The sequence below is a fragment of the Thioalkalivibrio sp. ALE21 genome (genome assembly GCF_003208255.1).
Lineage (GTDB): Bacteria > Pseudomonadota > Gammaproteobacteria > Ectothiorhodospirales > Ectothiorhodospiraceae > Thioalkalivibrio > Thioalkalivibrio halophilus.
In genome coordinates this window covers 1-25,546 of the sequence record NZ_QKMA01000002.1, presented here as the reverse complement: position 1 = coordinate 25,546, position 25,546 = coordinate 1, and the positions used below count along the sequence as shown (strand labels likewise).

Below are 25,546 nucleotides of genomic sequence, written 5' to 3'. Positions count from 1 at the left end.
TGCTGCCGTGTCCGCCGCTCTCAGAAACCCGCTCCCAGCTGGAACTGGAAACTCTGAGTATCGTCACCGGGCTCGTCGTTCAGCGGCTCGGCCACACTGAAGCTCAGCGGCCCCACCGGCGAGAACCAGGTCAGCGCCAGTCCCGCCGCCGCGCGCAGCTCGCCCACGTCGAAATCGCCCGGCTCGTTGAACACGTTGCCGGCGTCCACGAAGGTACTCATGCGGATCGCATCGTTATCCGCGGCGAACGGGGCCGGGAAGAACAGCTCGCCGGACACCGTGGTCCGCAGGCGCCCGCCATAGGGATCATCGTTGCTGTCGCGCGTGGCCGGCTGCCCGTTGCGCAGCGGCCGCAGGTCACCCAGACGGTTGTCCTCGTAGCCGCGCACCGACTGGATCCCGCCGGCAAAGAACCGTTCGAAGAACGGCAGTTCGTCGCTGCCGAACCCGTCGCCGTAACCGATGCCGCCGGAAACGGAGAAGCTGAAGCGCTCGCTCAGGCGGAACAGCTCCTCGCCGGAATAGGTCAGCTTGTAGAACTCGCGATCGCTGCCGGGAATCGCCAGCTCCATCCCGATCCGGTGCCGCCGGCCCTCGCTGGCGAAGGTGGTGGAGTCGCGGGTGTCGTGGATGTAGCTGGTTTCCAGCTTGACCAGGTTGGCCGTGTCGCCGAACTCGTCCAGTTCGTCACGGATTTCCTCCGGCGTACCCGTGCGTCCGCCGGTGTGGTCCACGGTATTGACCTCGATGTGCTCGAATCCCGGCCGGATGCGCACCCGATCCACCTCCGACAGCGGGATCCCGTAGGTCACGTTGAAGCCGTAGCGGTCGGTGGAATAGCGCGAGATGTTCGCCGCTTCGGCGTCCACCTCGCGGTAGAACACCGAGAACCCGCGGCTGGCCCCGGCCGGCGTGTAATGCGGATTGGTCAGGTCCATGCGGAACACCCGGTTCACGTCGGAGGTACTGATCTCCGTGGAAAACCGGTTGCCGGTGCCGAGGAAGTTGTCCTGCGATATCGAGCCGGACAGCAGCAGCCCCTGGTTCTGCGAATACCCGGCGCCGATCGACAGCGCGCCGGACTGGCGTTCGGTCACGCTGATGTCGAGATCGACCTCGTCGTCCGAGCCCGGCACGCGCCGCGTCTCCACGTTCGCGCTGGCAACGAACGGCAGCCGCTGCAGCCGGATCCGCGAGCGCTCGATCAGCGCCCCGTTGTACCAGGAGGACTCCATCTGCCGCAGCTCGCGGCGGTAGACGCTCTCCTGGGTGTTCTCGTTGCCGGAGATGTTGATCCGCCGTACGTACACCCGGGGGCCGGGATCCACGAAGAACGTCACCGTGACCTCCCGGTTGTCCTCGTCGACATCCGGCACCGGATTGACGTTGGCAAAGGCATAACCCTCGCGCTCCAGGCGTTCCGCCATGCGCTCCGCCGACTCGGTGACCTGGCTGCGCGAGAACGGCGCGCCCAGATCCACCTCGATCAGGCTCTCCAGTTCCTCCTCCGGAATCACGAAGTCACCGGCCAGCGAGGTCCCCGTCAGGGTGTAGGGCTCGCCCTCGTCCACGTTGATGGTAATGAACAGGTCTTCGCGATTGGGCGACAGCGTGACCTGGGTGGAATCCACGTCGAACTCGAGAAAGCCGGAATCCAGGTAGTGCGAGCGCAGGGTCTCGAGGTCGCCGGAGAGCTTCTCCCGGGAATAGTCGTCGCGGCTGGAGAAGAACTGCCACCAGCGCGGGACCCCCGATTCGAAATCACCCTTGAGGTCACCGTCATCGAACGCCTGGTTGCCGACCAGGTTCACGCCACGGATCTTCGCCTGCGGCCCTTCCGTAATGTCGATGTCGACATCCACCCGGTTGCGCGCAAGATCGACGATGTCGACGTCGATCCGCACGTTGTAGCGTCCGCGGGCGAAATACTGTTCGCGGATCTCGTTCTCGATGCGCTCCAGCAGGGTACGGTTGAACACCCGCCCGCTGCGCAGGCCCACCGATTCCAGCGCCTCCTCCAGCGCCTCGTCGGGGATGTCGTTGTTCCCGGAGAAGCGGATCTCGTTGATCGCTGGCCGTTCGGAAACGATCACCACCAGCACGTCGCCGCGGCGGGCGAGCTCCACGTCGTCGAAGAAGCCGGTGCGGAACAGCTCGCGGATCACTTCCGGCGTCTGGCTGTCGTCGAAGGTGTCCCCCACCTCCACCGGAAGATAGCTCAGGGCCGTCCCCGCGGTAATACGTTCCAGCCCTTCGATCTCGATGTCCTCGATCTGATAGGCCTGCCCCCAGGCCGGCCCCGCGAGGGTCACCAGGCCGAGCAGGGCCCATCCTTTCAAGCTTTGTCGCGCCATGCTGTCCGCCAAGTGGAGGGCGTCCGGTACCGTTTCCGGTCAGCCGAACAACCGTGTCAAGTCGTTGTAGAAGGCGAGGATCATCAATGCCGCGATCATCAGCAACCCGATCTGCTGGCCCACGATCTGGGTCTTTTCCGACACCGGGCTGCCCTTCACGGCTTCCGCCGCGTAGTACAGCAGGTGCCCGCCGTCGAGCATCGGTATGGGCAGCAGATTGATAATCCCCAGCGACACGCTGACGATCCCGAGAAACCCGAGGAAGGCAGATATCCCGATGACCGCGGACGTGCCGGCAAACTCGGCTATGGTAACCGGTCCGCTGATATTTTTGACCGAGGCCTCGCCGGTCACCATGCGCCAGAGGATCCCGAGGGTCAGGGTCGTGACCTCCCAGGTCCGCACCGCACCGGAGCCGATGGCTTCCACCGGCCCCTGGCGCACGATCACGCTCAGCTCGCGCATCGCCGGCTGATCCGGATCCACGCCGGCCCCGATCCGCCCGATGGTACCCTCTTCGGCCTCCACCGGCTCGGGGGTCAGCGTCACCTGTCGCCGCGTCCCGTCACGTTCCAGCGTGACGGACAGCTCGCTCCCGGCGCTGGCCCGGATCCGCTCGACCCAGGCATTCCAGCCGGCGACGCTGTCGCCGTTCATCGCGACCACCCGGTCCCCGGTCTGCAGCCCGGCGCGATCGGCCGGCGAGCCGGATTCGACCTGGCCGATCACGGGCTCCAGCTGCGGCCGGAACGGCGCCACGCCCAGGCGATCAAGGAACTGGCCCTCGCCCAGAAGCTCCGCGCGGGCCGACAGATCCAGACGGCGTTCGACCTCGCGGCCGTCGGCATCGCGAACCACCAGCGGCACCGTATCACCACGCACCGCGTGGTCAAGCAGCCGCAGATTGGCCTGTTCCCAGTCCCCGACCTCGCGCCCGGCAATGCGCACGATCTCCTCGCCGCGCTCCAGGCCCGCTTCCGCGGCCGGCGATCCCGGGGTGATCTCGCCCACCACCGGGCGCACGCCACCCACGCCGATCATGAACATCACCGCGAACACCGCGATCGCCAGCAGGAAGTTCGCCGCAGGGCCGGCGGACACGACGAAGGTCCTCGCCCCCAGTCCCTGGCGATCGAACGCCCGGTGTTCCTCGCCCGGCGGCACCTCGCCCTCGCGACCGTCGAGCATCTTCACATAGCCGCCCAGGGGGATGGAGGCGATCGCGAATTCGGTCCGGTCACGTCCGAAACGCCGCGACCACAACGGCCGTCCGAAGCCCACGGAAAAACGCAGGACCTTCACCCCCATCAGGCGGGCCGCCAGAAAATGGCCGTACTCGTGCACCGTGACGAGCACCCCGATCGCCACGACAAAGGCCAGCAGACTGGTCAGAAATCCCGTCACACCGCTTCACGCCTCCGCATGTCCAGCCAGTCCCGCGCGTGCGCTCTCGCCCGCGCGTCGGCACCCAGTACGACTTCCAGCGTGCCCGCGGGTTCCGCCTCCACCCCCTCCAGGGTCGCCTCGATCAGGGCCGGGATCGCGTCAAAGGCCAGCTCGCCCGCGAGGAAGGCCTCCACCGCGACCTCGTTGGCGGCGTTCAGCACCGCGGTGGCCGTGCCGCCCTTCTCCAGCGCGCGCTGCGCCAGGCGCAGGGCCGGATAACGGGTCTCGCAGGGCTCGGAGAATTCCAGCGCCCCCATGCTGAGCAGGTCCAGTGCCTGTACACCGGAGGACATGCGTTCCGGCCAGGCCAGCGCATGGGCGATCGGCGTGCGCATGTCGGGGTTGCCCATCTGCGCCAGCACCGAACCGTCTTCATACGCCACCATCGAGTGCACGATACTCTGCGGATGCAGCACCACCTGGATACTCGACGGCGGCACCGCGAACAGCCAACAGGCCTCGACCAGCTCCAGCCCCTTGTTCATCATCGTGGCCGAGTCGACCGAGATCTTGCGGCCCATGTCCCAGTTCGGGTGAGCGCAGGCCTCGTCCGGGGTGATCTCGCCAAAGGTCTCCAGCGAGCGCTCGCGAAACGGCCCGCCGGAAGCCGTCAGCCAGATCCGGCTGGCCCCGTGCGGGCTTACCGGGTCGGCGCAGGTGTAGCCATTGGGCAGGCACTGGAAGATCGCGTTGTGTTCCGAATCGATCGGCAGCAGCCGCGCCCCCGAGCGCCCGACCGCATCCATCAGCAGCGCACCCGACATCACCAGCGCTTCCTTGTTGGCCAGCAGCACCCGCTTGCCGTGCTCCGCCGCCGCCAGGGTCGGCAGCAGGCCCGCGGCGCCGACGATCGCCGCCATCACCGCATCCACCTCGGGCGCGCGACAGACCTCGACCAGTGCCTCCATACCGCCCCGCACCTTGGTCTCGCAGCCGGCCGCGGCCAGTCGGTCGCGCAGGCTCTCCGCCGCCTCCGGTTCCCCCATCACCGCCACCCGCGGGCGATACTGCAGGCATTGCGCCTCCATCCGCTCGACATTGCGATATGCGGTCAGCGCGTAGACCGAGAAGCGTTCCGGCTGCCGCGCCACCACGTCCAGGGTGCTCAGTCCGATGGAACCGGTGGAGCCAAGGATGGTGATCTGTTGCTTGTTCATGGAATGCTCCCGGAGGTCGGGGCGTTATGCCCTGGCACGTTCAGGTGGCGGGCACCGGCCACAGCTGCAGCCAGTACAACCCGCCCGCCAGCACTGGCGCGGCCGCAAGATGGCTGTCCACGCGATCCAGAATACCGCCGTGCCCCGGCAGCAAGGAACCGCTGTCCTTGGCCCCGGCCCGGCGCTTGAGAATGCTTTCGAACAGATCGCCCACCACGGAGATCAGCCCCGTCACCATGGACAGCAGCACGAACGGGAGGGCCTCCATCGGATCCAGGTCGGCGGCCACGGCCACGATCACCGCGAACACGAATACCAGGCCCATGCCCCCCATCAGGCCCTCGCGGGTCTTCCCGGGACTGATCTCGGGCGCCATCGCAGTACGTCCGAAGCGCCGACCCGCGAAATAGGCCCCGGTATCCGCCAGCCCGATCATCACGATCAGATAGACCACCAGCAGCGGCTCGATTCGGTGCAGCGCGAGAATGGCGACCCCTGCCGCCATGACCATCAACAGGCCACTGACGCGCAGCAAGGGTCGCCAGAGCGACTCCGACGCGGTATCCGCGTGATAGAACGGCAGTGCAAAGGCCGCTGCCGCCCACAGCGCCACCCCGAGGATCACCCCCGTCAGCTCCAGGTGCGCACTGCCGGCCAGCGTCGGCAGTGCGATCCCGGCCATCACCAGGGCGGTCCAGGGAACCAGCATTGCGCCCCCCCGGAGCTGTGCCAGAACGCCCCATTCCCAGGCCGCCAGGCCCAGGGTCGCGGCGACCAGGATCAGCACCGCCCACGCCGGGCCCCAGGCAATCAGCGCCAGTGCCGGCAATCCCAGGGCACTGGCCGTAATCACTCGCTGTTTAAGCATCCGCCTCGGCCTCGCCCTGCGCGGCGGGAACACCGCCGAACCGACGCTGACGTCCGGCGTACCACTCGAGCGCGGCGGAAAAGTCATCCCGAGCCATTTCCGGCCACAGGGTATCGACAAAAAGCAGTTCGGCGTACGCCGCCTGCCATAGCAGAAAGTTGCTGATCCGCCGCTCGCCGCCGGTCCGGATCAGCAGATCCACGTCGGGCAGGCCCGCGGTACTGAGGTAGCGTTCCAGACCGGCCTCGTCGTCACTGCGCGCGCCGTCACCCTGCTCGCGCGCCCAGCGCAGCGCCGCCTGCTGCATGTCCCAGCGCCCGCCGTAACCCAGCGCGATCACCAGTTCCAGCCCCCGGTTATCAGCGGTCCGGCGCTCGGCTTCCTGCATGCGTTGCTGCAGCTCCTCGGGGAAACGCGCGCGCTCGCCGATGAAGCGCAGTTTCACGCCGCGCTCCAGCAGTTCCGGGAGTTCGCCCTCGATGGCGGAGACAAAAAGCTCGAACAGGGCCTCCACTTCTTCCCGCGGGCGGCGCCAGTTCTCGCTGCTGAAGGCAAACAGGGTCAGCGCGGTGATCCCCTGTTCACCAAAATAACGCACGGCCTCGCGCGTGGCGCCGAGACCTTCGCGGTGCCCGGCAGCCCGCGGCTCACCCCGCGCCTCGGCCCAGCGGCCATTACCGTCCATGATCACCGCCACATGGGCGGGCAGCTCGGCATCGGCGGCCATGTTCGGGTGCGGATCCGGCATGATCGGAGGCCGTCAGACCTCCATCAGCTCGTTTTCCTTGTCGGCGAGCATCTTGTCGATGCGCGCGATGTGATCATCCGTCAGCTTCTGGATCTCGTCCTGAGCGCGCTTTTCGTCGTCCTCGGAGATGTCCTTGTCCTTCACCTGCTGCTTGAAGGTATTGTTGGCGTCTCGCCGGATGTTGCGCACCGCGACGCGGGCGCCCTCCGCCTCGGACTTGACCACCTTGACCAGCTCGCGCCGCCGTTCCTCGGTCAGCGCCGGCAGCGGCACGCGGATCACCATCCCCTGGGACGACGGGTTGAGCCCCAGATCGGAAGTCATGATCGCCTTTTCGATCTTGCCGATCATGTCCTTCTCGTAGGGCTGCACCGCCAGCGTGCGGGCATCCTCGGCATTCACGTTGGCCACCTGGTTGATCGGCACCTCGGTGCCGTAATACTCCACGTGCACGTGATCCAGAAGGCTGGGGTGCGCACGCCCGGTGCGGATCTTGCCCAGCTCCGAGCGCAGAGATTCCAGCGTCTTGTCCATGCGCTCGCGCGCATCCTTGATCGTCGCATCTGTCATTGCCTGGACCCCTCGACCAGGGTTCCCACCGACTCGCCCATCACCAGGCGCTGCAGGTCCCCCTTCGCAAACATGTTCATGACTCGTATCGGCAGCTCGTTGTCGCGGCACATCACCAGCGCGGTAGTGTCCATCACCCCCAGACGCCGCTCCAGCGCATCGTCGTAGGTGAGCCTGTCGAAACGCCGTGCGTCCGTCTGTGTGAACGGATCCGCATCGTACACTCCGTCCACCTTGGTGGCCTTGATCATCAGATCGGCATTGATCTCGATCGCCCGCAGACTGGCCGCGGAATCGGTGGTGAAGAACGGGTTCCCGGTGCCGGCGGCAAACACCACCACCCGGCCCTTTTCAAGGTGCCGCACCGCGCGCCGGCGGATGTAATCCTCGCAGACCTGGTTGATGCGGATGGCCGACATCACCCGGCAGAAGCGCCCGGCCCGCTCGATCGCGTCCTGAAGGGCCAGGGCATTGATCACCGTGGCCAGCATGCCCATGTGGTCGCCGGTCACGCGGTCCACGCCGCCTTCGGCCAGCCCGGCGCCACGAAAGATATTGCCGCCCCCGATGACGATACCCACCTCGACCCCGCGCCGCGAGAGTTCGCAGACCTCTTCGGCCACCTGCGACAGCACCGCCGGATCGACACCGTAATGATGTTCCCCCAGCAGGGCCTCCCCGCTCAGCTTCAGCAGGATGCGTCGGTAGGCGGGCTGCGTGTCCTGGCTCATCGGGTTCCTTTTCTCGGGCTGGCTGACGGGATCGGAGTGGTATTAATCCTGAAATGCTGCTTGTTACGGGCAGGCCGGACCCCGCAGGATCCGGCCCGGCCGGCTCAGGCCCCGCGGGCCTGCGCCATCACTTCCTCGGCGAAGTTCTCGCTCTTCTTCTCGATACCTTCGCCCACTTCGTAGCGCACGAAGCCGGTGACCTTTGCGCCCTTCTCCTTGAGCAGGTCGCCCACGGTCTGGTCCGGGTTCATCACGAACGCCTGACCCACCAGGGTGATCTCGCCGAGGTACTTGCGGATGCGCCCTTCGATCATCTTCTCGATGATGTTCTCCGGCTTGCCGGATTCCTCGGCCTGGGCCTTGAACATCGCGCGTTCCTTGTCGAGCATCTCGGTCGGGACTTCGTCCTCGTCCACGCACACCGGCTGCTGGGCCGCGATGTGCATGGCGATGTGCTTCGCCAGCTCGTCGTCGGCCTTGTCCAGGGCCACCAGCACGCCGATGCGCGCGCCATGCTGGTAGGCGCCCAGCGAACCCTCGGCGTTGAGGCGCTCGAAACGGCGGACCTGCACGTTCTCGCCGACCTTGGCCACCAGCTGGGTGCGATGCTCTTCCAGCTTCTCGCCCTCGACTTCTTCATTCATCAGGCCATCCACGTCGGTGGCCTCGGTGTTCAGCGCGGTCTGCGCGCAGCGCGTGGCGAACGCACGGAAGTTGTCGTCGTTGCCGACAAAATCGGTCTCGCAGTTGACCTCCACGATTACTGCGCGATTGCCCTCGCTGACGATCTCCACGCGACCTTCGGCGGCCACGCGGTCGGCCTTCTTGTCGGCCTTGGCCATGCCCGACTTGCGCATGGCTTCCACGGCGGCCTCGAGATCACCGTCCACCTCGGTGAGGGCCTTCTTGCATTCCATCATGCCTGCGCCGGTACGTTCGCGCAGTTCCTTAACCTGGGCAGCACTGATTGCCATCGGAATCAACTCCTGAAGAATTCTTGCGGAGCCGGCCGCGCGGATCGCGGCCGGCCGGTTTCATCAAGCCTGGTCGGCGGCCGAAGCCTCGGCACCTTCGGCCGTTTCGGCCTGGCCGAACGCCTCTTCGCCGGCGGCAGTGGTCATCGTGCCCTTGGCCTCGACGATGGTGTCGGCGATCGCGGCAACGTACAGCTGGATCGCGCGCATCGCGTCATCGTTGCCCGGGATCACGTAGTCCACGCCATCCGGCGGGTTGTTCGAATCGACCACGGCGACCACCGGGATACCACGCTTCTTCGCCTCGTTGACCGCGATGCGCTCGTAGCCGACGTCGATCACGAACATGGCATCCGGCATGCGGTTCATGTCCTTGATGCCGCCCAGACCGCGGTCCAGCTTGTCCTTCTCGCGACGGCGGGACAGCGCCTCGCGCTTGTTCAGCACGTCGAAGGAGCCGTCGCTGTCCATGGTCTCGAGATCCTTGAGACGCTTGATCGACTGCTTCACGGTACTGAAGTTGGTCAGCATCCCGCCCAGCCAGCGGTGGGTCACGTGCGGCATGCCGGCGCGGCGGGCTTCTTCGGCGACCACATCGCGCGCGGAGCGCTTGGTGCCGACGAACAGGATCTGGCCACCGTCGGCCGCAACCTTGCCGAGGAAGTTCAACGCGTCGTTGAACATCGGCAGGGTCTTCTCCAGGTTGATGATGTGAATCTTGTTGCGCTCGCCAAAGATGTACGGCGCCATCTTGGGATGCCAGTAACGGGTCTGGTGGCCGAAGTGGACGCCGGCCTCCAGCATCTGACGCATGGTCACGAGGGACATGAGTGTTCTCCTGTTGTACGGGTTGGGCCTCCACGCATCCCGGCCTGAAACCGATCCGCTTGTGCGAACCAGCACCCGACAGACCGTGTCGATACGTGTGTGGATTAAGGTTGCGAGTCTCCGCTGAATTGCCAGCGAAGCGCGCGCTTTATAGCATAGAACGCTTATTCGAACCAAGCACGCGCGGCCCGTCATGCCGCGTCCGGAGACCCCATGTCCGTCACCATCAAGACCCCGGAAGAAATCGAGTACATGCGCGTGGCGGGCCGTCTGGCCGCCGAAGTGCTGGAGATGATCGAGCCCCATGTCGCCCCCGGCGTCACCACCGGCGAGCTCGACCGGATCTGCCATGACTATATCGTCAACGACCAGGAGGCGACCCCCGCGCCACTGAATTACCGGGGGTTCCCCAAGTCCGTGTGCACCTCGGTCAACCACGTGGTCTGCCACGGGATCCCCGGGGATCGCACACTCAAGAACGGCGACATCGTCAACATCGACGTCACGGTGATCAAGGACGGGTTCCACGGCGACACCAGCCGCATGTTCACGGTCGGCAAGCCGAGCATCCAGGCGCAGCGGGTGATCGACGTCGCCCGCACCGGGATGTACCTGGGCATCCAGCAGGTGCGCCCCGGCGCGACCCTGGGCGACATCGGCCACGCCATCCAGACCTACGCCGAAAAGCAGCGCTGCTCGGTGGTGCGCGAGTTCTGCGGCCACGGCATCGGACGCGGCTTCCACGAGGACCCGCAGGTGCTGCACTACGGCAAGCCCGGTACCGGCATGGTGCTGGAAGCCGGCATGTGCTTCACCATCGAACCCATGGTCAACGCGGGCAAGCGCCACACCAAAGTGCTGGCCGACGGCTGGACCGCGGTCACCAAGGACCGCAGCCCCTCGGCCCAGTGGGAGCACACCCTGCTGGTGACCGACGACGGCTACGAGATCCTGACCCTGCGCAAGGATGAGACCCCGCCGCAGGAAGCGGCGGCCTGACATCCGTCCCGACACCGCCCCGGAGGCGCGCATGGCCAACACGGAACCCGCCCTGACCGACAGCAGCGCGGACTACCGGGAGCTCAGCCGCCACCCCGGTGACATCGCGCGGTTCCGCGAATATCGCCGGGGGATCGTGGAACAGCAGTACCGGGGCTTCCATGACGGGGTGGCGATCGAGGATCTGATCTTCGGCCACGCCCGCCGGATCGACGACCTCCTGCGCCTGATCTGGGCCCAGTTCGGCCTCGCCGCCGACCCGAACCTGTGTCTGGTGGCGGTCGGCGGCTACGGCCGGGGCGAACTGCATCCGGCCTCCGACATCGACATCCAGATCCTGGTGACGGGCGAACACGACGCCACGCGCTCCGAACGCATCGGCGAGTTCGTCACCTTCCTCTGGGACATCGGCATCGAGGTCGGCCACAGCGTACGCAGCATCGAGGACTGCACCCGCGAGGCCCGCGACGACATCACGGTGGTTACCAACCTGATCGAGTCGCGCTATGTGAGCGGCAGCCTGGCCCTTTTCAACGACTTTCGCGCCACGATCGAGGCCGATCGCGTATGGGATTCGCGCAGCTTCTATGCCGCCAAGCTGGCCGAACAGCAGGCCCGCCATCGTCGCTTCGGCGAAACCGCCTATCGTCTGGAACCCAACGTCAAGGAAGGCCCCGGCGGACTGCGCGACATCCAGATGATCGGCTGGGTGACCAAGCGCCACTTCGGCGCGGAACGGATCGAGGAGCTGGTCTCGCTCGGCTTTCTGCGCGAGGGCGAGTTCCAGGAAATGGTGGAGGGGCAGAACTTCCTGTGGCGGGTGCGGTTTGCCCTGCACATGCTCACCGGCCGGCGCGAGGACCGCCTGCTGTTCGACCTGCAGCGTCAGCTCGCCAGCACCTTCGGCTTCGTCGACCAGAACCACAACCGGGCGGTCGAGCAGTTCATGCAGCGCTACTTCCGCACGATCAACGACCTGGAGCGCCTGAACGAACTGCTGCTGCAGCATTTCAACGAGGCGATCCTGGATGACCCGGAGCAGCTCCAGCAGCCCGAACGCATCCATCCCCGCTTTCAGGTCCGCGGCGGCTATCTGGAAGTCGCCCACGACCAGGTCTTCATGATCTACCCGCCGGCCCTGCTGGAAGTCTTCCGTATCCTCCAGCAGCACCCGGAGATCCAGGGCATCCGCGCCTCCACGGTGCGCCTGATCCGCGCCCACCGGCACCTGATTGACGGCCACTTCCGCCGCAACCGCCTCAACCGCGAGCTGTTCATGGCGATCCTGCGCGCCCCGCGCGGCATCACCAGCCAGCTGCGGCGCATGAACCGCTACGGCGTGCTGGGCAACTACCTGCCCGCCTTCGGCCGCATCATCGGGCGCATGCAGTACGACCTGTTCCACGTCTACACGGTCGACGAACACACCCTGCACGTGGTGCGCAATGCGCGCCGTCTCGCCCTGCCCGAATTCGCCCATGAACACCCGCTGGCCAGCGAGATCCACGCCGGCCTGGAACGCCCCGAACGCCTGGTGCTGGCCGCGCTGTTCCACGACATCGCCAAGGGCCGCGGCGGCGATCACTCGGAGCTGGGCGCACAGGACGCACTGCACTTCTGCCAGCAGCACGGGCTGTCGGACGCGGACGCCGCGCTGGTCGCCTGGCTGGTGCGTTCGCACCTTCTGATGTCCCTGACCGCCCAGCGCCGCGACATCTCCGACCCCGACGTGGTGATGGAATTCGCCCGCGAGGTACGCTCGCCGGAGCGCCTCGACTTCCTCTATCTGCTGACCATCGCCGACATCCGCGGAACCAACCCGGAGATGTGGAACAGCTGGAAGGACTCCCTGCTGCAGACGCTGTACCACGCCACCCGCAACGTCCTCGACCGCGGGCTCGACCGGCCGCCGGACATGGAGGAACAGATCCGCCAGACCCGCCGCGAGACCCTGGAACTGCTGGCGCCGCAGGGCATTGGCGGGGAAGATGCCGCCGTGCTGTGGGGCCGCCTGGACGACGAATACTTCCTGCGCCATTCGCCCGACGAGATCGCCTGGCACACCCAGGCCCTGCTGAACAACGACCTCGAGGACCTGCCCCTGGTGCTGGTCCGCCCGCGCACCTCGCGCGGCAGCACCGAGGTCTTCGTCTATGCCGAGGATCACCCGCGCCTGTTCGCGCGGACCACCGCCGCCCTCGCCCAGCTCGGTCTGGACATCGTCGACGCCCGCATCATCAGTACCGCCGACGGTCACAGCCTGGACACCTTTCTGGTGCTGGAGAACGCCGGCCAGACCGTCGAATCCGGCTACCGCACCCAGGAAATCTGCGCGACCCTCAACCGGGCGCTGCGCGATGGCGCCGTCGGCGCGGCCCCGGTGCAGCGCCAGCTCCCGCGGCGGCTGAAGCATTTCGACGTCGACACCCGGGTGGAATTCGAGGAAGGTTCGCCGGGCGGTGCCACGCGCATGCGCATCCGCGCGCTGGACCGCCCCGGCCTGCTGTCCACCGTCGGCCATGTGCTGGCCGAGCACGACACCGACATCCGCACCGCGCGCATCGCCACCGCCGGGGAACAGGTCGAGGACAGCTTCACCCTCACCGGCAGCGACCGCCGGCCGCTCACCGCAGCCGAACGCGAACGCCTGCGCGCGGCCCTGCTGGAAGCTATCCGGGAGTCGGAGCCCCCGAGTTCGAATGCGGGCCCGAATGGGAGTCCGAATGCAGCGGACGCGGGACCGGCATGACCCCCGCCTCCGCGGCGCCCGGCTCGCCCGCCTCGCCCAGCAGGCGCGACTCGAAATCCGTCAGCACACTGAATTCCACCCGCCTTGATGCCTCGCGATCCTCGCGTCCGCGCTCATCCAGCACTCGGCGCGAGGATGACATCCCGACCGCCGCGACGCGCTCGCGGAACCAGTCCTCGCCGCGCACGCGCTCCAGACCCCAGGCGTATTCCAGCACCGAACGCGTGCGCCGCTGACTCAGGTCCATGTTGGCGAAATAGGCCTCGCGCGCGTCCTCCGCCCCGGCCCATTCGCTGGACGTATGGCCCTCGATGCGCACCTCGCGGATCACCCCGGCGAACGGCCGCAGACGCTCGGCATAGCGCGGCATGAAATCCTCCAGGATGGCCTCGAAGCGCGGCCGGATCGCCGCCGAACTCTGCTCGAACAGCACCTCCGGCTCGCGGAAGCTGAGCGTCAGATCCTCGCGGTCCAGCTCCGCGTTCCAGCGCTCCAGGTCCTCCGCGAATTCGTCCAGCAACGCGGCGTGGATCGCATCGCGCAGCGCCAGCGCCTCGCTGCGGGTTTCTTCGTGGGCCGCCTGCGAACGCTCCACCTGCACCATGTGCAGCACCGCAATGAACAGGAAGATCATCATCAGCGCGGCCATCAGATCGGCCACCGCCAGCCATTGTGCACCCTGCTCGGAAGGCGTTCCCCCCGCAGCCCGCGCCCGCCGCGCAAACAGCTGCCGCAGGATCACGAGCGCCCCCCGGCGGCCGCCATGCTGCGCCCTTCGGTGGCGGACCAGCGGGCCTGCGCGGCCTGTCCCGCCTCGATCGCGTTCTCGAGGCTCTCCAGCATGCCCTCCAGACGCGCGTCCATCGCCGGGAAGGCCTCGGTCGCACGATCCCGCAGCGCCGCGATGGAGCCCAGCAGGGCCTCCAGCTCCACCGTCTCGCGGCGCAGGCTGGACAACGTCGCATCCTGATCCTCCACGTGCCGCGTGATGCGGAAGGCCTGATCGGTCAGCTTCTCCAGGCTGGCGCCGGAGTGCTCCATGCCCTCGCGTGCCTGATCAAACGCCCGCCGCAGTTCCTCCATCTGGTCGCGGTACTGCCCCTGCCATTCCAGCAGGCGACCCACCGAGGCATCCAGGCGGCGGAAATTCTCGCCGAACTGTTCGCCCAGGCGCGTGTTGAAGTCACGGATTACCTGCTCCAGCGCCGCCACCAGATGGCCGCTGCTCATCTCGCTCATGCGCTCCGCCAGCCCGTCCAGTGCCTCCAGGGTCTCGCGATGCTGGCGCTGCTGACGTTCCTCCAGGCCGCGGTCCATGGCCTCCAGGCGCTGTGCCACCGCCTGCATCGCATCGCGCTGTTCGCGCAACAGATCCGGCACCAGGGCCGGCTCCTGCGGCAACCCGTTGCCACCCGCGGCGCCCGCGCCCCCGGCCGCGTCCGGATCATCCGCGGCGGCGGGCTCGGGCCGCAGCACCTGCAGCAGGCGCAACAGGGCCGCCAGCGCAATGCCAACGATGCTGGTAACGAACGCCAGCTTCAGCCCTTCCAGCAGCGCCGGCACCGAGGCCTCGACCCGCGCCGCATCGAAGTCCAGCAACCCGATCGCCACCCCGAGGAAGGTCCCGAGGATCCCCAGCGTGGTCAGCAGTGCCGGGGCCGCCGCCTGCAGCCGCGTCATCCGCCCCAGTACCATGCCCGCCAACGCCAGACCGGCGAGGACCAGCAGGCCGAGGGAAAACGCGCCGATCACGGTCATCGGCGTCAGTGCCTCCAGCGCCCCCAGCAGGGCGCTCGCCAGTCCGTTCAACCACTGTGTCATGCTTGCTCCTGTCCGGGTGTCGGCGCCCGGGAAACGCCCGCGGCGCCATGGCCATGCCCACTCCCCGGATCCGCAAGCAAGATCAGGGCCACCGGACACAGGCCCCGCGCGCACGGGCGCCGCCCGACAAACGTCGACCTTCCGACACCGTCGGGCGCGCCACGCTGCTCCACTCACGCCCGTACCGTCAACAACCCGTCACGCCGCCGGGCGCCACTCGCCTGCGGGCGGCAAAGCGCCGCCAGAAACGCTACCCTGAGGGACTGATTTGCCCGGGAGGCCCCGATGCCAGGCCGCACCAACCTGCCCCTGATCCTGACCCTGGTCCTGCTCCTCGGGACCATGGCCGCGGCACTCCCCGCCGCCGCGCAGACGGCGGAGGGCCCCGCGGCGGATGCCGACCCCGTGACCCTGGGCATCCTTCCGTTCGCCAGCCCCAAAACCCTGTTTCAGCGCTATGCACCGTTGCGGGACTGGCTGGCGCAGACCCTCGACCGCGAAGTGCGCATCGAGACCGCACGCAATTTCGAAATCTTCCTCGGGCGAACCGATGCGGGCCGCTACGATCTGGTGCTCACCGGGTCCCATCTGGCCCGGCGCGCCCGCACGCACGGCGACTACCGTCCGCTGGTCGCGGCCACCCACCGCCTCTCCGCGCGGATCGTGACGCCGATCGATTCCCCGATCGACTCGGTACAGGACCTGGCCGGGCAAACCATCGCCGCCCCGCCGCGTCTGAGCATGGGCACCGTGGCCGTGCGTTATCTCCTGGATCTTCCACTGGCGGACAATCCGCCCGAGTACATCTATTATTCCCATCACGAGACCGCCCTGGACGCGCTGCAGCGCGGCCTTGCGGATGCTGCGATCATGGTGGTGGATGACGAGGCGGGTTCCGCACGTCCTGAAACGCGTGACCCGGACCGGGAACGCCTGATCTCCCTGCGGGACGGCCAACTGGTGCGCATGCTGATGCGCACGCCGCGCTTCCCGGGCGCGGTCATCCTGGCGCGCGAGGACCGCCTGCCTTCCACCGTTGACCTGGCCGGACAGCTGACCGCCCTGAGCGACACGCCGGAAGGGCGCGAGCGCCTGAACCGCATGGGCCACCGGGGCTTTGCAAGGTTCGACACGGACGCCATCCCGGACATAATGCCGCTGCCGGATCCGGGCTTTGTCCTTCCGGACAGCGGCGAACCGGCCGCGACGGACCGCTGAACCCGCCACCACTCGAACCACAACGGGGGAACACCATGGACAGCATGCTCGACGACACCGGAAAACTGGTCCTGCGCCTCGCGCTGGGCGTCATGATCCTGCTGCACGGAGTCGACAAGATCCTCGGCGGAATCAGCGGTATCGAGTCCATGGTGGTGGGCGCGGGCTTGCCCGCGTTCGTCGCCTGGGGCGTCTACATCGGTGAAGTCCTGGCCCCGATCCTGGTGATCCTGGGACTGTATGCGCGCATCGGCGCGGTGCTGATCGCGATCAACATGGTGTTCGCCATCGCCCTCGCCCATGCCCACGAACTGACCGACCTGACCGCCCACGGCGGCTGGGTCCTGGAACTGCAGGGCATGTTCCTGTTTGCCGCGGCGGCACTGGCACTCACCGGCCCGGGCCATTACTCCGTCAACCGGAGCTGACTCCCTTGGCCACCGCCCTTCTCTCCACCTGCAACCGGCCCCGGACCCGCGCCTGACCCCATGCGCCTGAACTTCGCCGCGCAGGTCGCGATCGGCACGGTCGCCATCCAGGCCGTGATGGTCATCGTGCTGATGGCCAGCGGAACCTCGCTCATCCGCGACAACCAGGCCGAGGTGCTGGAACGCTTCGCCGACCAGCAGGGCCGTCTGTTGAGTTCGGCCGTCGGGCCCGGTCTGGCCTACGCCGACCCCGGCATGCTGCAGGAGCTGCTGGACGACCTGGAGCAGGACACAACCCTGCGCTACGCGGTGGTCGAAGACGCGGACGGCCGACGCATGGCCGAGGTGGGTTCGGTGCCCGCCAGCCTTCCCGAACACGACGGCCTGCACCAGCAACCCGGAACCCTGGAGATGGGCATCCCGGTGGATCTGGCCGGGCAGCACCTCGGGACGATCCACGTCGAGTACTCCACCGATGACATCGACGCCCTCGCCACCGACCTGCTGCACCGCAACATCGCCCTGGCCCTGGGCGTGCTGGCCCTGTCCATGGCCGCGGGGACCCTCTTCGCGCTGATCGTGACCCGCCGGCTGCGGCTGCTCAACCTGGGCGGCCAGGCCCTGCAACGCGGCAATCTCGAATATCGCCTGAAGGTCACCTCCAGCGACGAATTCGGCGATCTCGCCCGCACGTTCAACAACGTCGCCGAACACCTGGAGACCACGCAGAGCGAGATCGAGCAGCAGAATACCCGTCTCAACCGCTCCGTTGCGCGCCTGGAATCCATGCTGGGCGGAGCCGACGCCCTCCTGTGGGAGGCCAATCCGCAGACCGGCCACTGGGAGTTCATCGCCGGCGACACCCGCCATCTCCTGGGATATCCGGTCGAGCGCCTCGCGCGCCCGGGGCTGCGCGTGCGGCGCATCCATCCCGAAGACCTGTCGCGGGTCAAGGATACCTCCCGGGATCCTTCCGAAAAGCCCCGCCTGGTGGACTACCGCTTCCGCCACCGCGACGGCTACTGGATGTGGCTGCGCGACATCCAGTCGTGGGCTGCCGACGACCAGGGGCGCCCGGTGCTGCGCGGCCTGACCCTCAACATCACCGCCCACCGCCAGGCGGCGGATGCCCTGCACGAGAGCGAGTCGCGCTACGAGGAGGTCGTCAACAACATCTCGGAAGTAATCTTCCGCACCGACGCCGAGGGCCGCTGGACCCTGCTCAACCCGGCCTGGGAGAAGCTGACCGGCTTCAGCGTGGACGAGAGCCTCGGCCGCAGCCTGTGCGAATTCGTCGCCACCGAGGACCGTGCCGAGGCCGACCAGGTCTGCCACACCCTGATGCAGGGCGAACAGGACCGTGATTTTGCCGAAGAGATCCGCCTGCGCACCCGGGAAGGCGATGCCCGCTGGGTCAGCGTGTTCGCCAGCACCCGGCGCGATGAACGCGGCCGCGTGATCGCCCTGTTCGGCACCATCATGGACATCAGTGACCGCAAGCGGGCGGAAGAAGAAGTGCGCCGCCTCGCCTTCTTCGACAACCTCACCCACCTGCCGAACCGCACGCTGCTGCACGACCGTCTGCGTCAGTCGCTGGCCCATGCACACCGAACCGGCCTGCACGGCGCGGCGCTGTTCCTCGACCTCGACAACTTCAAGGACATCAACGACACCCTCGGCCACGCGGTGGGCGACGAACTGCTGCAGCAGGTCGCCGCGCGCCTGCGCTCCACCACCCGCGAGGCCGACACGCTGGCACGCCTGGGTGGCGACGAATTCGTCCTCGTGCTCAACGACCTCAACGCCGACCAGGATCGCGCTGCCACCCAGGCCGAGGCGGTGGGACGCAAGCTGATCGAGCTGATGCGCGAGCCGTTCCCGATCGGCGGCCAGGACCGCCACGTGAGCCCCAGCATCGGCGCGACCCTGTTCAGCGGCGACCACCTCGGCGTGCAGGAAGTGCTCAAGCAGGCGGACCTGGCGATGTACCGGGCCAAGAACGCCGGGCGCAACACCGTGCGCTTCTACGACCCCGAGCTGCACCGCGCGGTGGAAGCCCGCTTCCAGCTCGAGACCGAGCTCCGGGAAGCCCTGCGCCGGGACGAGTTCGAGGTCCACTGCCAGCTGCAGGTCAACAGCGACGACCGCCCGGTGGGGGCCGAACTCCTGCTGCGCTGGGCGCACCCGGAACGCGGCTGGGTCTCGCCCGGCGAGTTCATCCCGGTCGCGGAGCAGACCGGGCTGATCGTGCCCATCGGCCAGCGCGTGCTGGAGGAGGCCTGCCGGCGCCTGGCGCAGTGGAAACACGACCCCGCCCTGCGCGACCTGACCCTGTCGGTGAACGTGAGCGCGCGCCAGTTCCGCCACGGTACGTTCGTCGCCGAACTCGCCGGCCTGCTGGAGGCCACCGGGGCGCCGGGCCCCCGGCTGAAGCTCGAGATCACCGAGAGCATGCTGCTGGAAGACATCGATCACGCGATCGACAACATGCAGCAGCTGCGCGAGCTGGGCATCGGCTTCGCCCTGGACGACTTCGGCACCGGCTACTCGTCGCTGGCCTATCTCAAGCAACTGCCGCTATCCCAGCTCAAGATCGACCAGTCCTTCGTGCGCGACGTCCTCGACGATCCCAATGACGCCGCCATCGCCGAGATGGTGGTCAACCTCGCCCACACCCTCCGCCTGGACGTGATCGCCGAAGGCGTGGAGACCGAAGACCAGCGCGCGTTCCTGATGCACCTGGGCTGCTGGCACTTCCAGGGCTTTCTGTACGGCCGTCCCGCAACCATCGAAACCGTCGAGGCCCTCGCCGGCACCGGCGAGCCGCTGGCCCCGGCCTCCGGCGAAAACGATTCGTAAAAACCGAATATTCGATCGCCAAAATGGCGATTTTCATTCGGCTGGTCAGGATCTAACCTTGGGGAAATATCCCGCAAGAAAGGACCCGCCATGACCACCCGAGTACTCGTGCTGTACTACTCCACCTGGGGCCACATCGAGCAGATGGCCGAAGCCGAGGCGCGGGGCGCCCGCGGCGTCGCCGACACCGAGGTCACCATCAAGCGCGTACCCGAACTCATGCCAGAGGATGTCGCCCGCAGCGCCGGCGCCCGGCTCGACCAGCCGGCCGAGATCGCCCGCCCCGAGGAGCTGGCCGACTACGACGCCATCATCATCGGCACACCCACGCGCTACGGGCGCATGGCCGCACAGATGGCGAACTTCCTGGATCAGACCGGCTCGCTGTGGTTCAACGACCGCCTGGTGGGCAAGATCGGCAGCGTGTTCGGCTCCACCGCCAGCCAGCACGGCGGCCAGGAGACCACCCTGATCTCCACCATCGTGAACCTGATGCACTTCGGCATGACCATCGTCGGCCTGCCGTACACCGAAAAGCGCCTGCTGGAAATGGGCCAGATCAGCGGCGGCACCCCCTACGGCGCCACCACCCTGGCCGACGGCGACGGCAGCCGCCAGCCCACCGAGGCCGAACTCGGCATGGCCGAATCCCAGGGCCGCCACGTCGCCGAAGTCGCCCGCGCCCAGAAGCTGGGCCAGGCCGCCGGCTGACAACACCCCTGGCCCAAATCGCCCGGAGGGCCGGCCTCCCACCGGGGCCGGGGTCGACCCGTAGGAGGCCAGCCCCCTGGCCGATTGGGTTCTCGCCGTCCCGCCGGGGCCGATCGGCCGGAGGGCCGGCCTCCTGCCGGGGGCAGGGTGCGACCCGTAGGGGGCCAGCCCCCTGGCCGATCAAGCCCCGGCAACCCACCGCGCCAAATCGGCCGGAGGGCCGGCCTCCTACACCACCCGGCTGTATTTCACTGGCGCGGCCTCCGGCCGGTCCAGCCAGGCATCGAAGGCCATGGCCACGTTGCGCAGCAACATGCGCCCGCGCGGGAGCACGTCGAGCTCGCGCTCGCCCACGCGCACCAGTTCGTCCCGTTCCATCTCGTCCAGCCGTTCCAGCTCCGCACCAAAATACTCACGGAAATCGATGCCGTGGCGGGCCTCCACCCGGCCGAAATCCAGATGCGAATGACACATGATGTCGGTGATCACCTCGCGTCGCAGACGGTCGTCATCCGACAGCACGATGCCGCGGAACACCGGCAGGCGCCCGGCATCCAGGCGCGCGTAGTACTGTTCCAGCTCGCGCACGTTCTGACTGTAGGTATCGCCGATACGCCCGATCGCGGTCGGCCCCATCGCCACCAGGTCGCAGTCGGCACGCGTGGAGTAGCCCTGGAAATTGCGCTGCAGCGTGCCGGCGCGCTGGGCGCGGGCCAGCTCGTCGTCCGGCAGCGCGAAATGATCCATGCCGATGTACACATAACCGGCATCGGTCAGCATGCCGATGGTCGTCTCCAGGATCGCCAGCTTCTCCGCCGCCGAGGGCAGCTCGTCCTCGTTGATCTGGCGCTGCACCTTGAAGCGCTCCGGCAGATGCGCGTAGTTGTAGATCGCCAGCCGCTCCGGCCGCAGCTCCAGGGTTTGTTCCAGGGTCCGCCGCGTGGTCTCCACCGTCTGCTTCGGCAGCCCGTAGATCAGGTCCACGTTGGTCGAGCCGAAGCCGCAGGCCCGCGCCTGTTCGATCGCCCCGGCCGTTACCTCGAACGGCTGGACGCGGTTGACCGCCTGCTGCACGTCCGGATCGAAGTCCTGCACGCCCAGGCTGATGCGGTTGAAGCCGCGCTCGGCCAGCAGCGGCAGCGTGCCCTCGCGCAGAGCCCGCGGGTCGATCTCGATGGAGAATTCGCGCTCCGGCCCGTCCGAGAGGTTGAAGTTGCGACCCAGCGAATCCATCACCCGATCCAGATCGGCATCGCTCAGGTAGGTGGGCGTGCCACCACCGAAATGCAGCTGTTCCACCGGGCGTTCCGGGTGGAACAGCCGCCCCTGCAGCGCGATTTCCTGATCCAGGTAATCCAGATAGCTGCGCGCGCGCTCGTAATTGCCGGTCACCACCTTGTTGCAGGCGCAGTAGAAACACACCGTGTCGCAGAACGGCACGTGCACATACAGCGACAACGGACGCGTGACGCCGTCGGCCTGCGAACGCTCGGCCTGCACCGCATAGGTGGTGTCGTCGAACCCCTCGTGGAACTGCGGCGCGGTGGGATAGGACGTGTAGCGCGGGCCACTGACGTCGTAGCGTTGCAGCATCTCGCGGTCGAAGATCAGGCTCTGTTCCATCGGGCACTCCTGTGGGCGGACCGTCCCATGATACCCCCGGGCCGCACCCCGGGGCTTGAGGCAGGTCACCCAACCCGCCTTATGCTAGCCTCTGCGCGCACATCCGGCCCGGCCCCGAGAAACCATGTCACCCGACGAATACTGCAAAGAAAAGGCCGCAAAGAGCGGCTCCTCGTTCTACTACGCCTTCCGTTTCCTCGAAGACGACCGCCGTCGCGCGATCACCGCGCTGTACGCCTTCTGCCGCGAGGTGGACGACGTGGTCGACGAGACCAGCGAGGAGGCCGTGGCCCGCGCCAAGCTGGACTGGTGGCGCGGCGAGATCGAACGGCTGTACGACGGCGACCCGCAGCACCCCATCACCCGCGCGCTGCAGCCGCATCTGGCCCCGTTCGATCTGGGCCGCGAGTACTTCGACGAGATCATCGACGGCATGCAGATGGATCTCGACTACGACAGCTACCCCGATTTCACCACGCTGTCGCTGTACTGCTACCGTGTGGCCAGCGTGGTCGGCATCCTCTCCGCGCACATCTTCGGCTTCACCGAGCGCGGCACGCTCAAGTACGCCCACGATCTCGGCATGGCCCTGCAGCTGACCAACATCCTGCGTGACGTGCACGAGGACGCGATGCGCGGGCGGGTGTACATCCCCATGGACGAACTGCAGAAACACGGCGTGCGCCCGGAGGAGTTCCAGCGCAACCTCACCGACGACCGCCACCGCGCACTGTTCGCGGAGCAGGCCGAGCGCGCCCGGCGCTACTACGACAAGGCCGAGGCCGAACTGCCGGCAGCGGACCGCTACGCCCAGCGCCCGGGCCTGATCATGGCCGCGATCTACCGCCGCCTGCTGGACGAGATCGCCGATGACGGCTACCGCGTGCTGGAGCACCGGGTTCACCTGACCCCGCTGCGCAAGCTGTGGATCGCCTGGCGCACCTACCGCCGCCTGCGCCGCGAACGCCGGCGCGGCTGAGCCCGCGTGTCCGTCCCGCCCGACGCCCGTCCGGTGGCGGTGGTCGGGGCCGGCTGGGCCGGCCTCACCGCCGCGCTCGCGCTGGCGCGCGCCGGCCACCCGGTGCACCTGCTGGACAGCGCAGCGGTGGCCGGCGGCCGCGCCCGCAGCCTGACCCTGGACGGGACTACACTGGACAACGGCCAGCACATCCTGGTGGGCGCCTGCGAAGCGGCGCTGGCACAGATCCGCTCGGTGGGCGTCGACCCGGAGCAGGCCTTCCACGCCCTGCCCTTCGGTCTGGAACTGCGAGCCGCCGACGGCACCGAGGCCCTGCGCCTGAACCCGGCCTCGCCGCGCCTGCCGGCGCTGGGCCGCGCGCTGTACGCCGCCCTGAAAACCGAACCGCTGGGCGTACGGCTGCGCGCAACCCTCGGCGCGGTCGGCCTGCTGCACGGCCCGCTGCATCAGGACCGACCGGTGCGCGCCTGGCTGCAGTACCACCACCAGCCGCCCGCGCTGATCGAACGCCTGTGGGAGCCGCTGTGCCTGGCGGTCATGAACACCCCGCTGCGCAGCGCCTCGGCGCAGGTGTTCCGCGAGGTGCTGCGTGAGGCCCTGACCCACGGCCCGGAGGCCGCACGCCTGCTGCTGCCGGCATGGCCGTTGGGCGCGATCTACCCGGAACCGGCGCTGGCCGAACTGCGGCAACGCGGCGCCACCATCGACCTCGGACGGCGCATCCGGCGCATCGAACTGCCCGAAGCCCCCGGGTCGGGGGCTTCGCCGGTCATGCTGGAGGATCGCGGTGGCCGGCGCAGCGAGGCACGCGCCGTGATCGTGGCCACCGCCCCGGCCGCCGCCGCCGGGCTGCTCCCCGAGGCCGCCGACCCGGGCGACCTGCGCGAGCGCATCCGCGGCATGGGCGGGCGCAGCATCTGCACCGTGTACCTGCGCTACCCGCGTGCGGTGGATGAACTGCCGCCCCTGCTGGGACTGCTGGGGCAGTACGGCCAGTGGGCCGTGCCGCGCCGCGTCAGCGGGCATCCGGAGTGGGTGGCCGTGGTCACCTCGGCCGCCGACGACGCCGCACCCATGGATGCCGACACCCGCGGCGCGACGGTGGCCGCGGAACTGGCCCGCTGCGTGCCCGGGCTGGACACCCCGGTCGCGCAGCACGCGGTCTGCGAACGCCGCGCGACCTTTGATGCCTGCACCGGGATCGACACCCGCCGCCCCGAACCGCGCACCGCGCGCCGGGATCTGCTGCTCGCCGGGGACTATCTGGTCCCCGGACTCCCTTCCACCCTCGAAGCCGCGGTGCGCTCCGGTTTAGAATCGGCGCATCTGCTCATGGAGGACCTCTCTTGACCGACACCCCGCTCGACATCCCGAAGCTGATCGACTATCGGCCCGAACCCGGCGCCTTTGCCGACCGCGTGATCCTGGTGACCGGCGCGGCCGACGGCATTGGGCGCCAGATCGCCGAGGCCTGCGCCGCCGCCGGTGCCGTGGTGGTCCTGCTGGACAAGGACATCAAGGGCCTGGAGCGCGTGTACGATGCCATCGAGGCCGCCGGGCACCCGCAGCCCGCGATCTACCCGCTCAACCACGAGGGGGCGACGGTCAAGGACTATGGCGAGATGGCCGAGAGCATCCGTGACTCGCTCGGCCGGCTGGACGGCGTGGTCCTCAATGCCGGGTGGGCCGGCACCCTCACCCCGCTGAAGCAGTACGACCCGGAACTGTGGTTCAAGGTCGTCAACGCCAACCTGAACGGGCCGTTCTTCCTGGTGCAGGCCGTCATTCCGCTGCTGGAAGCCAGCCCGACCGGCAGTCTGGTGATCTCCACCCAGGACGCCAGCCGCGCCTACTGGGGCGCCTTCGGCATGGCCAAGGCGGCGCAGGAAAGCTTGCTGGAGATCCTGCACCGGGAACACCGCCACGAAGGCGGCTTCATCCACGTCAACGGCGTGGACACCGGCCCGGTGCGCACCCGCTTCCGCCGCGCGCACTACCCCGGCGAAGACCCGGCCAGCCTGCCGGCACCGGAGGACACCGTGGGGCCGTATCTCTACTTCCTCGACCCCGGCGACCCGGCCGTCACCGGCCACAACCTGCGCCTCGAAGGCCACCTCCCGATCCGCCCCCTCCCCCCGGATTACGACGGCTGATTCCGGCCCCGATCGGCCGGGGGGCCGGCCTCCTACCGTTCCCCGAACCGTCCGTAGATACCGTGTCTCGCTTACTGGCTGCAACCGGTGCTACAGCGAGGTTGGTACGGCTGCTGCGACTTCAGCACACCGAAGGCGATGTGGAGCAACTTCCGCATTGCGGCGCCGATCGCGGCCATCTTCGCCTTCCCACGCCGCAACAGGCGCTGGTATTGATCCCGAACGTCGGCGTTGTGATGCGCGGCGGCGATCGCTGCCATGTAGAGCTTGCGTCGCAGACCGCTTGACCCCGTCTTCGCCAGCCGCGGTTGCCGCTGGATCGAGGTGCCC

Annotated in this window: 22 protein-coding genes; 9 read left to right on the top strand and 13 right to left on the bottom strand. The window is 68.0% G+C overall.

Annotated features, from left to right (window positions below):
- Window positions 1–20: 20 nt before the first annotated feature.
- The 9 genes from bamA to rpsB form a co-directional block, all read right to left on the bottom strand.
- Window positions 21–2,354 (bottom strand): outer membrane protein assembly factor BamA, encoded by a 2,334-nt coding sequence (gene bamA / locus D893_RS01770; RefSeq protein ID WP_110619018.1) that lies wholly within the window; start codon window positions 2,352–2,354, stop codon window positions 21–23.
- A gap of 39 nt (window positions 2,355–2,393) precedes the next feature.
- On the bottom strand, window positions 2,394–3,758 hold the full coding sequence (gene rseP, locus D893_RS01765; RefSeq protein ID WP_018947802.1) for an RIP metalloprotease RseP: 1,365 nt from the start codon (window positions 3,756–3,758) through the stop codon (window positions 2,394–2,396).
- Window positions 3,755–4,957 carry a 1-deoxy-D-xylulose-5-phosphate reductoisomerase gene (gene ispC / locus D893_RS01760; protein ID WP_110619017.1) on the bottom strand — a complete coding sequence of 401 codons (1,203 nt, stop codon included), beginning with the start codon at window positions 4,955–4,957 and terminating at the stop codon, window positions 3,755–3,757. The genes rseP and ispC overlap by 4 nt, the downstream gene beginning before the upstream one ends.
- Window positions 4,958–4,997: 40 nt before the next feature.
- Window positions 4,998–5,825 (bottom strand): phosphatidate cytidylyltransferase, encoded by an 828-nt coding sequence (locus D893_RS01755; protein WP_026289062.1) that lies wholly within the window; start codon window positions 5,823–5,825, stop codon window positions 4,998–5,000.
- Window positions 5,818–6,573 carry a polyprenyl diphosphate synthase gene (gene uppS, locus D893_RS01750; RefSeq protein ID WP_018947799.1) on the bottom strand — a complete coding sequence of 252 codons (756 nt, stop codon included), beginning with the start codon at window positions 6,571–6,573 and terminating at the stop codon, window positions 5,818–5,820. Before uppS ends, D893_RS01755 begins: the two co-directional genes overlap by 8 nt.
- A 12-nt stretch (window positions 6,574–6,585) precedes the next feature.
- The gene (frr, locus tag D893_RS01745) at window positions 6,586–7,143 is read right to left on the bottom strand and encodes a ribosome recycling factor (RefSeq protein WP_018947798.1); all 558 of its coding nucleotides are present in this window, start codon (window positions 7,141–7,143) and stop codon (window positions 6,586–6,588) included.
- Window positions 7,140–7,874 (bottom strand): UMP kinase, encoded by a 735-nt coding sequence (gene pyrH, locus D893_RS01740; RefSeq protein ID WP_018947797.1) that lies wholly within the window; start codon window positions 7,872–7,874, stop codon window positions 7,140–7,142. The genes frr and pyrH overlap by 4 nt, the downstream gene beginning before the upstream one ends.
- Window positions 7,875–7,978: 104 nt before the next feature.
- A complete protein-coding gene (tsf, locus tag D893_RS01735; RefSeq protein WP_018947796.1) occupies window positions 7,979–8,848 on the bottom strand; it encodes a translation elongation factor Ts in 870 nt (289 codons plus the stop codon).
- A gap of 63 nt (window positions 8,849–8,911) precedes the next feature.
- Complete coding sequence (rpsB, locus tag D893_RS01730) at window positions 8,912–9,676, bottom strand: 30S ribosomal protein S2 (RefSeq protein ID WP_024329411.1); 765 nt, start codon at window positions 9,674–9,676, stop codon at window positions 8,912–8,914.
- A gap of 213 nt (window positions 9,677–9,889) precedes the next feature.
- Between rpsB and map the strand changes: the two genes are divergently transcribed.
- Window positions 9,890–10,675, top strand: coding sequence for a type I methionyl aminopeptidase (gene map, locus D893_RS01725; protein ID WP_018947794.1), 786 nt, complete (start codon window positions 9,890–9,892; stop codon window positions 10,673–10,675).
- Window positions 10,676–10,706: 31 nt separating this feature from the next.
- Complete coding sequence (glnD, locus tag D893_RS01720; RefSeq protein WP_110619016.1) at window positions 10,707–13,424, top strand: [protein-PII] uridylyltransferase; 2,718 nt, start codon at window positions 10,707–10,709, stop codon at window positions 13,422–13,424.
- Here the strand turns inward: glnD and D893_RS01715 are convergent.
- Both D893_RS01715 and D893_RS01710 read right to left on the bottom strand, forming a co-directional pair.
- Window positions 13,345–14,166 carry an OmpA family protein gene (locus D893_RS01715; RefSeq protein WP_110619015.1) on the bottom strand — a complete coding sequence of 274 codons (822 nt, stop codon included), beginning with the start codon at window positions 14,164–14,166 and terminating at the stop codon, window positions 13,345–13,347. The genes glnD and D893_RS01715 overlap by 80 nt on opposite strands.
- Complete coding sequence (locus D893_RS01710) at window positions 14,163–15,245, bottom strand: hypothetical protein (protein WP_077244910.1); 1,083 nt, start codon at window positions 15,243–15,245, stop codon at window positions 14,163–14,165. Before D893_RS01710 ends, D893_RS01715 begins: the two co-directional genes overlap by 4 nt.
- A gap of 285 nt (window positions 15,246–15,530) precedes the next feature.
- Here D893_RS01710 and D893_RS01705 point away from each other — a divergent pair, with 285 nt between their 5' ends.
- The 4 genes from D893_RS01705 (at window position 15,531) to wrbA (ending at window position 20,461) form a co-directional block, all read left to right on the top strand.
- Complete coding sequence (locus tag D893_RS01705) at window positions 15,531–16,463, top strand: phosphate/phosphite/phosphonate ABC transporter substrate-binding protein (RefSeq protein ID WP_077244911.1); 933 nt, start codon at window positions 15,531–15,533, stop codon at window positions 16,461–16,463.
- 35 nt (window positions 16,464–16,498) lie between these two features.
- The gene (locus tag D893_RS01700; RefSeq protein ID WP_018947789.1) at window positions 16,499–16,891 is read left to right on the top strand and encodes a DoxX family protein; all 393 of its coding nucleotides are present in this window, start codon (window positions 16,499–16,501) and stop codon (window positions 16,889–16,891) included.
- Window positions 16,892–16,951: 60 nt separating this feature from the next.
- A complete protein-coding gene (locus D893_RS01695; protein WP_018947788.1) occupies window positions 16,952–19,750 on the top strand; it encodes an EAL domain-containing protein in 2,799 nt (932 codons plus the stop codon).
- Window positions 19,751–19,840: 90 nt separating this feature from the next.
- Window positions 19,841–20,461, top strand: coding sequence for an NAD(P)H:quinone oxidoreductase (gene wrbA, locus D893_RS01690; RefSeq protein WP_110619014.1), 621 nt, complete (start codon window positions 19,841–19,843; stop codon window positions 20,459–20,461).
- 228 nt (window positions 20,462–20,689) lie between these two features.
- On the opposite strand, the gene hemN is transcribed toward wrbA, so the two are convergent.
- The gene (hemN, locus tag D893_RS01685; protein ID WP_110619013.1) at window positions 20,690–22,084 is read right to left on the bottom strand and encodes an oxygen-independent coproporphyrinogen III oxidase; all 1,395 of its coding nucleotides are present in this window, start codon (window positions 22,082–22,084) and stop codon (window positions 20,690–20,692) included.
- A 124-nt stretch (window positions 22,085–22,208) separates the two neighbouring features.
- Between hemN and hpnD the strand changes: the two genes are divergently transcribed.
- Genes hpnD through D893_RS01670 form a run of 3 tightly spaced genes read left to right on the top strand, consistent with a single transcriptional unit; the run spans window position 22,209 to window position 25,216 of the window.
- Window positions 22,209–23,063: a presqualene diphosphate synthase HpnD gene (gene hpnD, locus D893_RS01680; RefSeq protein WP_110619012.1), complete on the top strand. Its 855-nt coding sequence runs from the start codon at window positions 22,209–22,211 to the stop codon at window positions 23,061–23,063.
- 6 nt (window positions 23,064–23,069) lie between these two features.
- Window positions 23,070–24,413 (top strand): hydroxysqualene dehydroxylase HpnE, encoded by a 1,344-nt coding sequence (gene hpnE, locus D893_RS01675; protein WP_110619011.1) that lies wholly within the window; start codon window positions 23,070–23,072, stop codon window positions 24,411–24,413.
- The gene (locus D893_RS01670) at window positions 24,410–25,216 is read left to right on the top strand and encodes an SDR family NAD(P)-dependent oxidoreductase (RefSeq protein WP_018947927.1); all 807 of its coding nucleotides are present in this window, start codon (window positions 24,410–24,412) and stop codon (window positions 25,214–25,216) included. Before hpnE ends, D893_RS01670 begins: the two co-directional genes overlap by 4 nt.
- Before the next feature lie 71 nt (window positions 25,217–25,287).
- Here the strand turns inward: D893_RS01670 and D893_RS01665 are convergent.
- A partial coding sequence (locus tag D893_RS01665; protein WP_146220533.1) for a transposase occupies window positions 25,288–25,546 on the bottom strand: 259 nt, incomplete at its 5' end.

Coding starts and splice junctions, on each gene's coding strand:
- hpnD (WP_110619012.1), top strand. CDS start 22,209: ATGTCACCCGACGAATACTGCAAAGAAAAGGCCGCAAAGAGCGGCTCC.
- D893_RS01755 (WP_026289062.1), bottom strand. CDS start 5,825: ATGCTTAAACAGCGAGTGATTACGGCCAGTGCCCTGGGATTGCCGGCA.
- tsf (WP_018947796.1), bottom strand. CDS start 8,848: ATGGCAATCAGTGCTGCCCAGGTTAAGGAACTGCGCGAACGTACCGGC.
- bamA (WP_110619018.1), bottom strand. CDS start 2,354: ATGGCGCGACAAAGCTTGAAAGGATGGGCCCTGCTCGGCCTGGTGACC.
- D893_RS01705 (WP_077244911.1), top strand. CDS start 15,531: ATGCCAGGCCGCACCAACCTGCCCCTGATCCTGACCCTGGTCCTGCTC.
- hemN (WP_110619013.1), bottom strand. CDS start 22,084: ATGGAACAGAGCCTGATCTTCGACCGCGAGATGCTGCAACGCTACGAC.
- D893_RS01695 (WP_018947788.1), top strand. CDS start 16,952: ATGCGCCTGAACTTCGCCGCGCAGGTCGCGATCGGCACGGTCGCCATC.
- rpsB (WP_024329411.1), bottom strand. CDS start 9,676: ATGTCCCTCGTGACCATGCGTCAGATGCTGGAGGCCGGCGTCCACTTC.
- glnD (WP_110619016.1), top strand. CDS start 10,707: ATGGCCAACACGGAACCCGCCCTGACCGACAGCAGCGCGGACTACCGG.
- ispC (WP_110619017.1), bottom strand. CDS start 4,957: ATGAACAAGCAACAGATCACCATCCTTGGCTCCACCGGTTCCATCGGA.
- D893_RS01710 (WP_077244910.1), bottom strand. CDS start 15,245: ATGACACAGTGGTTGAACGGACTGGCGAGCGCCCTGCTGGGGGCGCTG.
- pyrH (WP_018947797.1), bottom strand. CDS start 7,874: ATGAGCCAGGACACGCAGCCCGCCTACCGACGCATCCTGCTGAAGCTG.
- D893_RS01700 (WP_018947789.1), top strand. CDS start 16,499: ATGGACAGCATGCTCGACGACACCGGAAAACTGGTCCTGCGCCTCGCG.
- frr (WP_018947798.1), bottom strand. CDS start 7,143: ATGACAGATGCGACGATCAAGGATGCGCGCGAGCGCATGGACAAGACG.
- uppS (WP_018947799.1), bottom strand. CDS start 6,573: ATGCCGGATCCGCACCCGAACATGGCCGCCGATGCCGAGCTGCCCGCC.
- map (WP_018947794.1), top strand. CDS start 9,890: ATGTCCGTCACCATCAAGACCCCGGAAGAAATCGAGTACATGCGCGTG.
- wrbA (WP_110619014.1), top strand. CDS start 19,841: ATGACCACCCGAGTACTCGTGCTGTACTACTCCACCTGGGGCCACATC.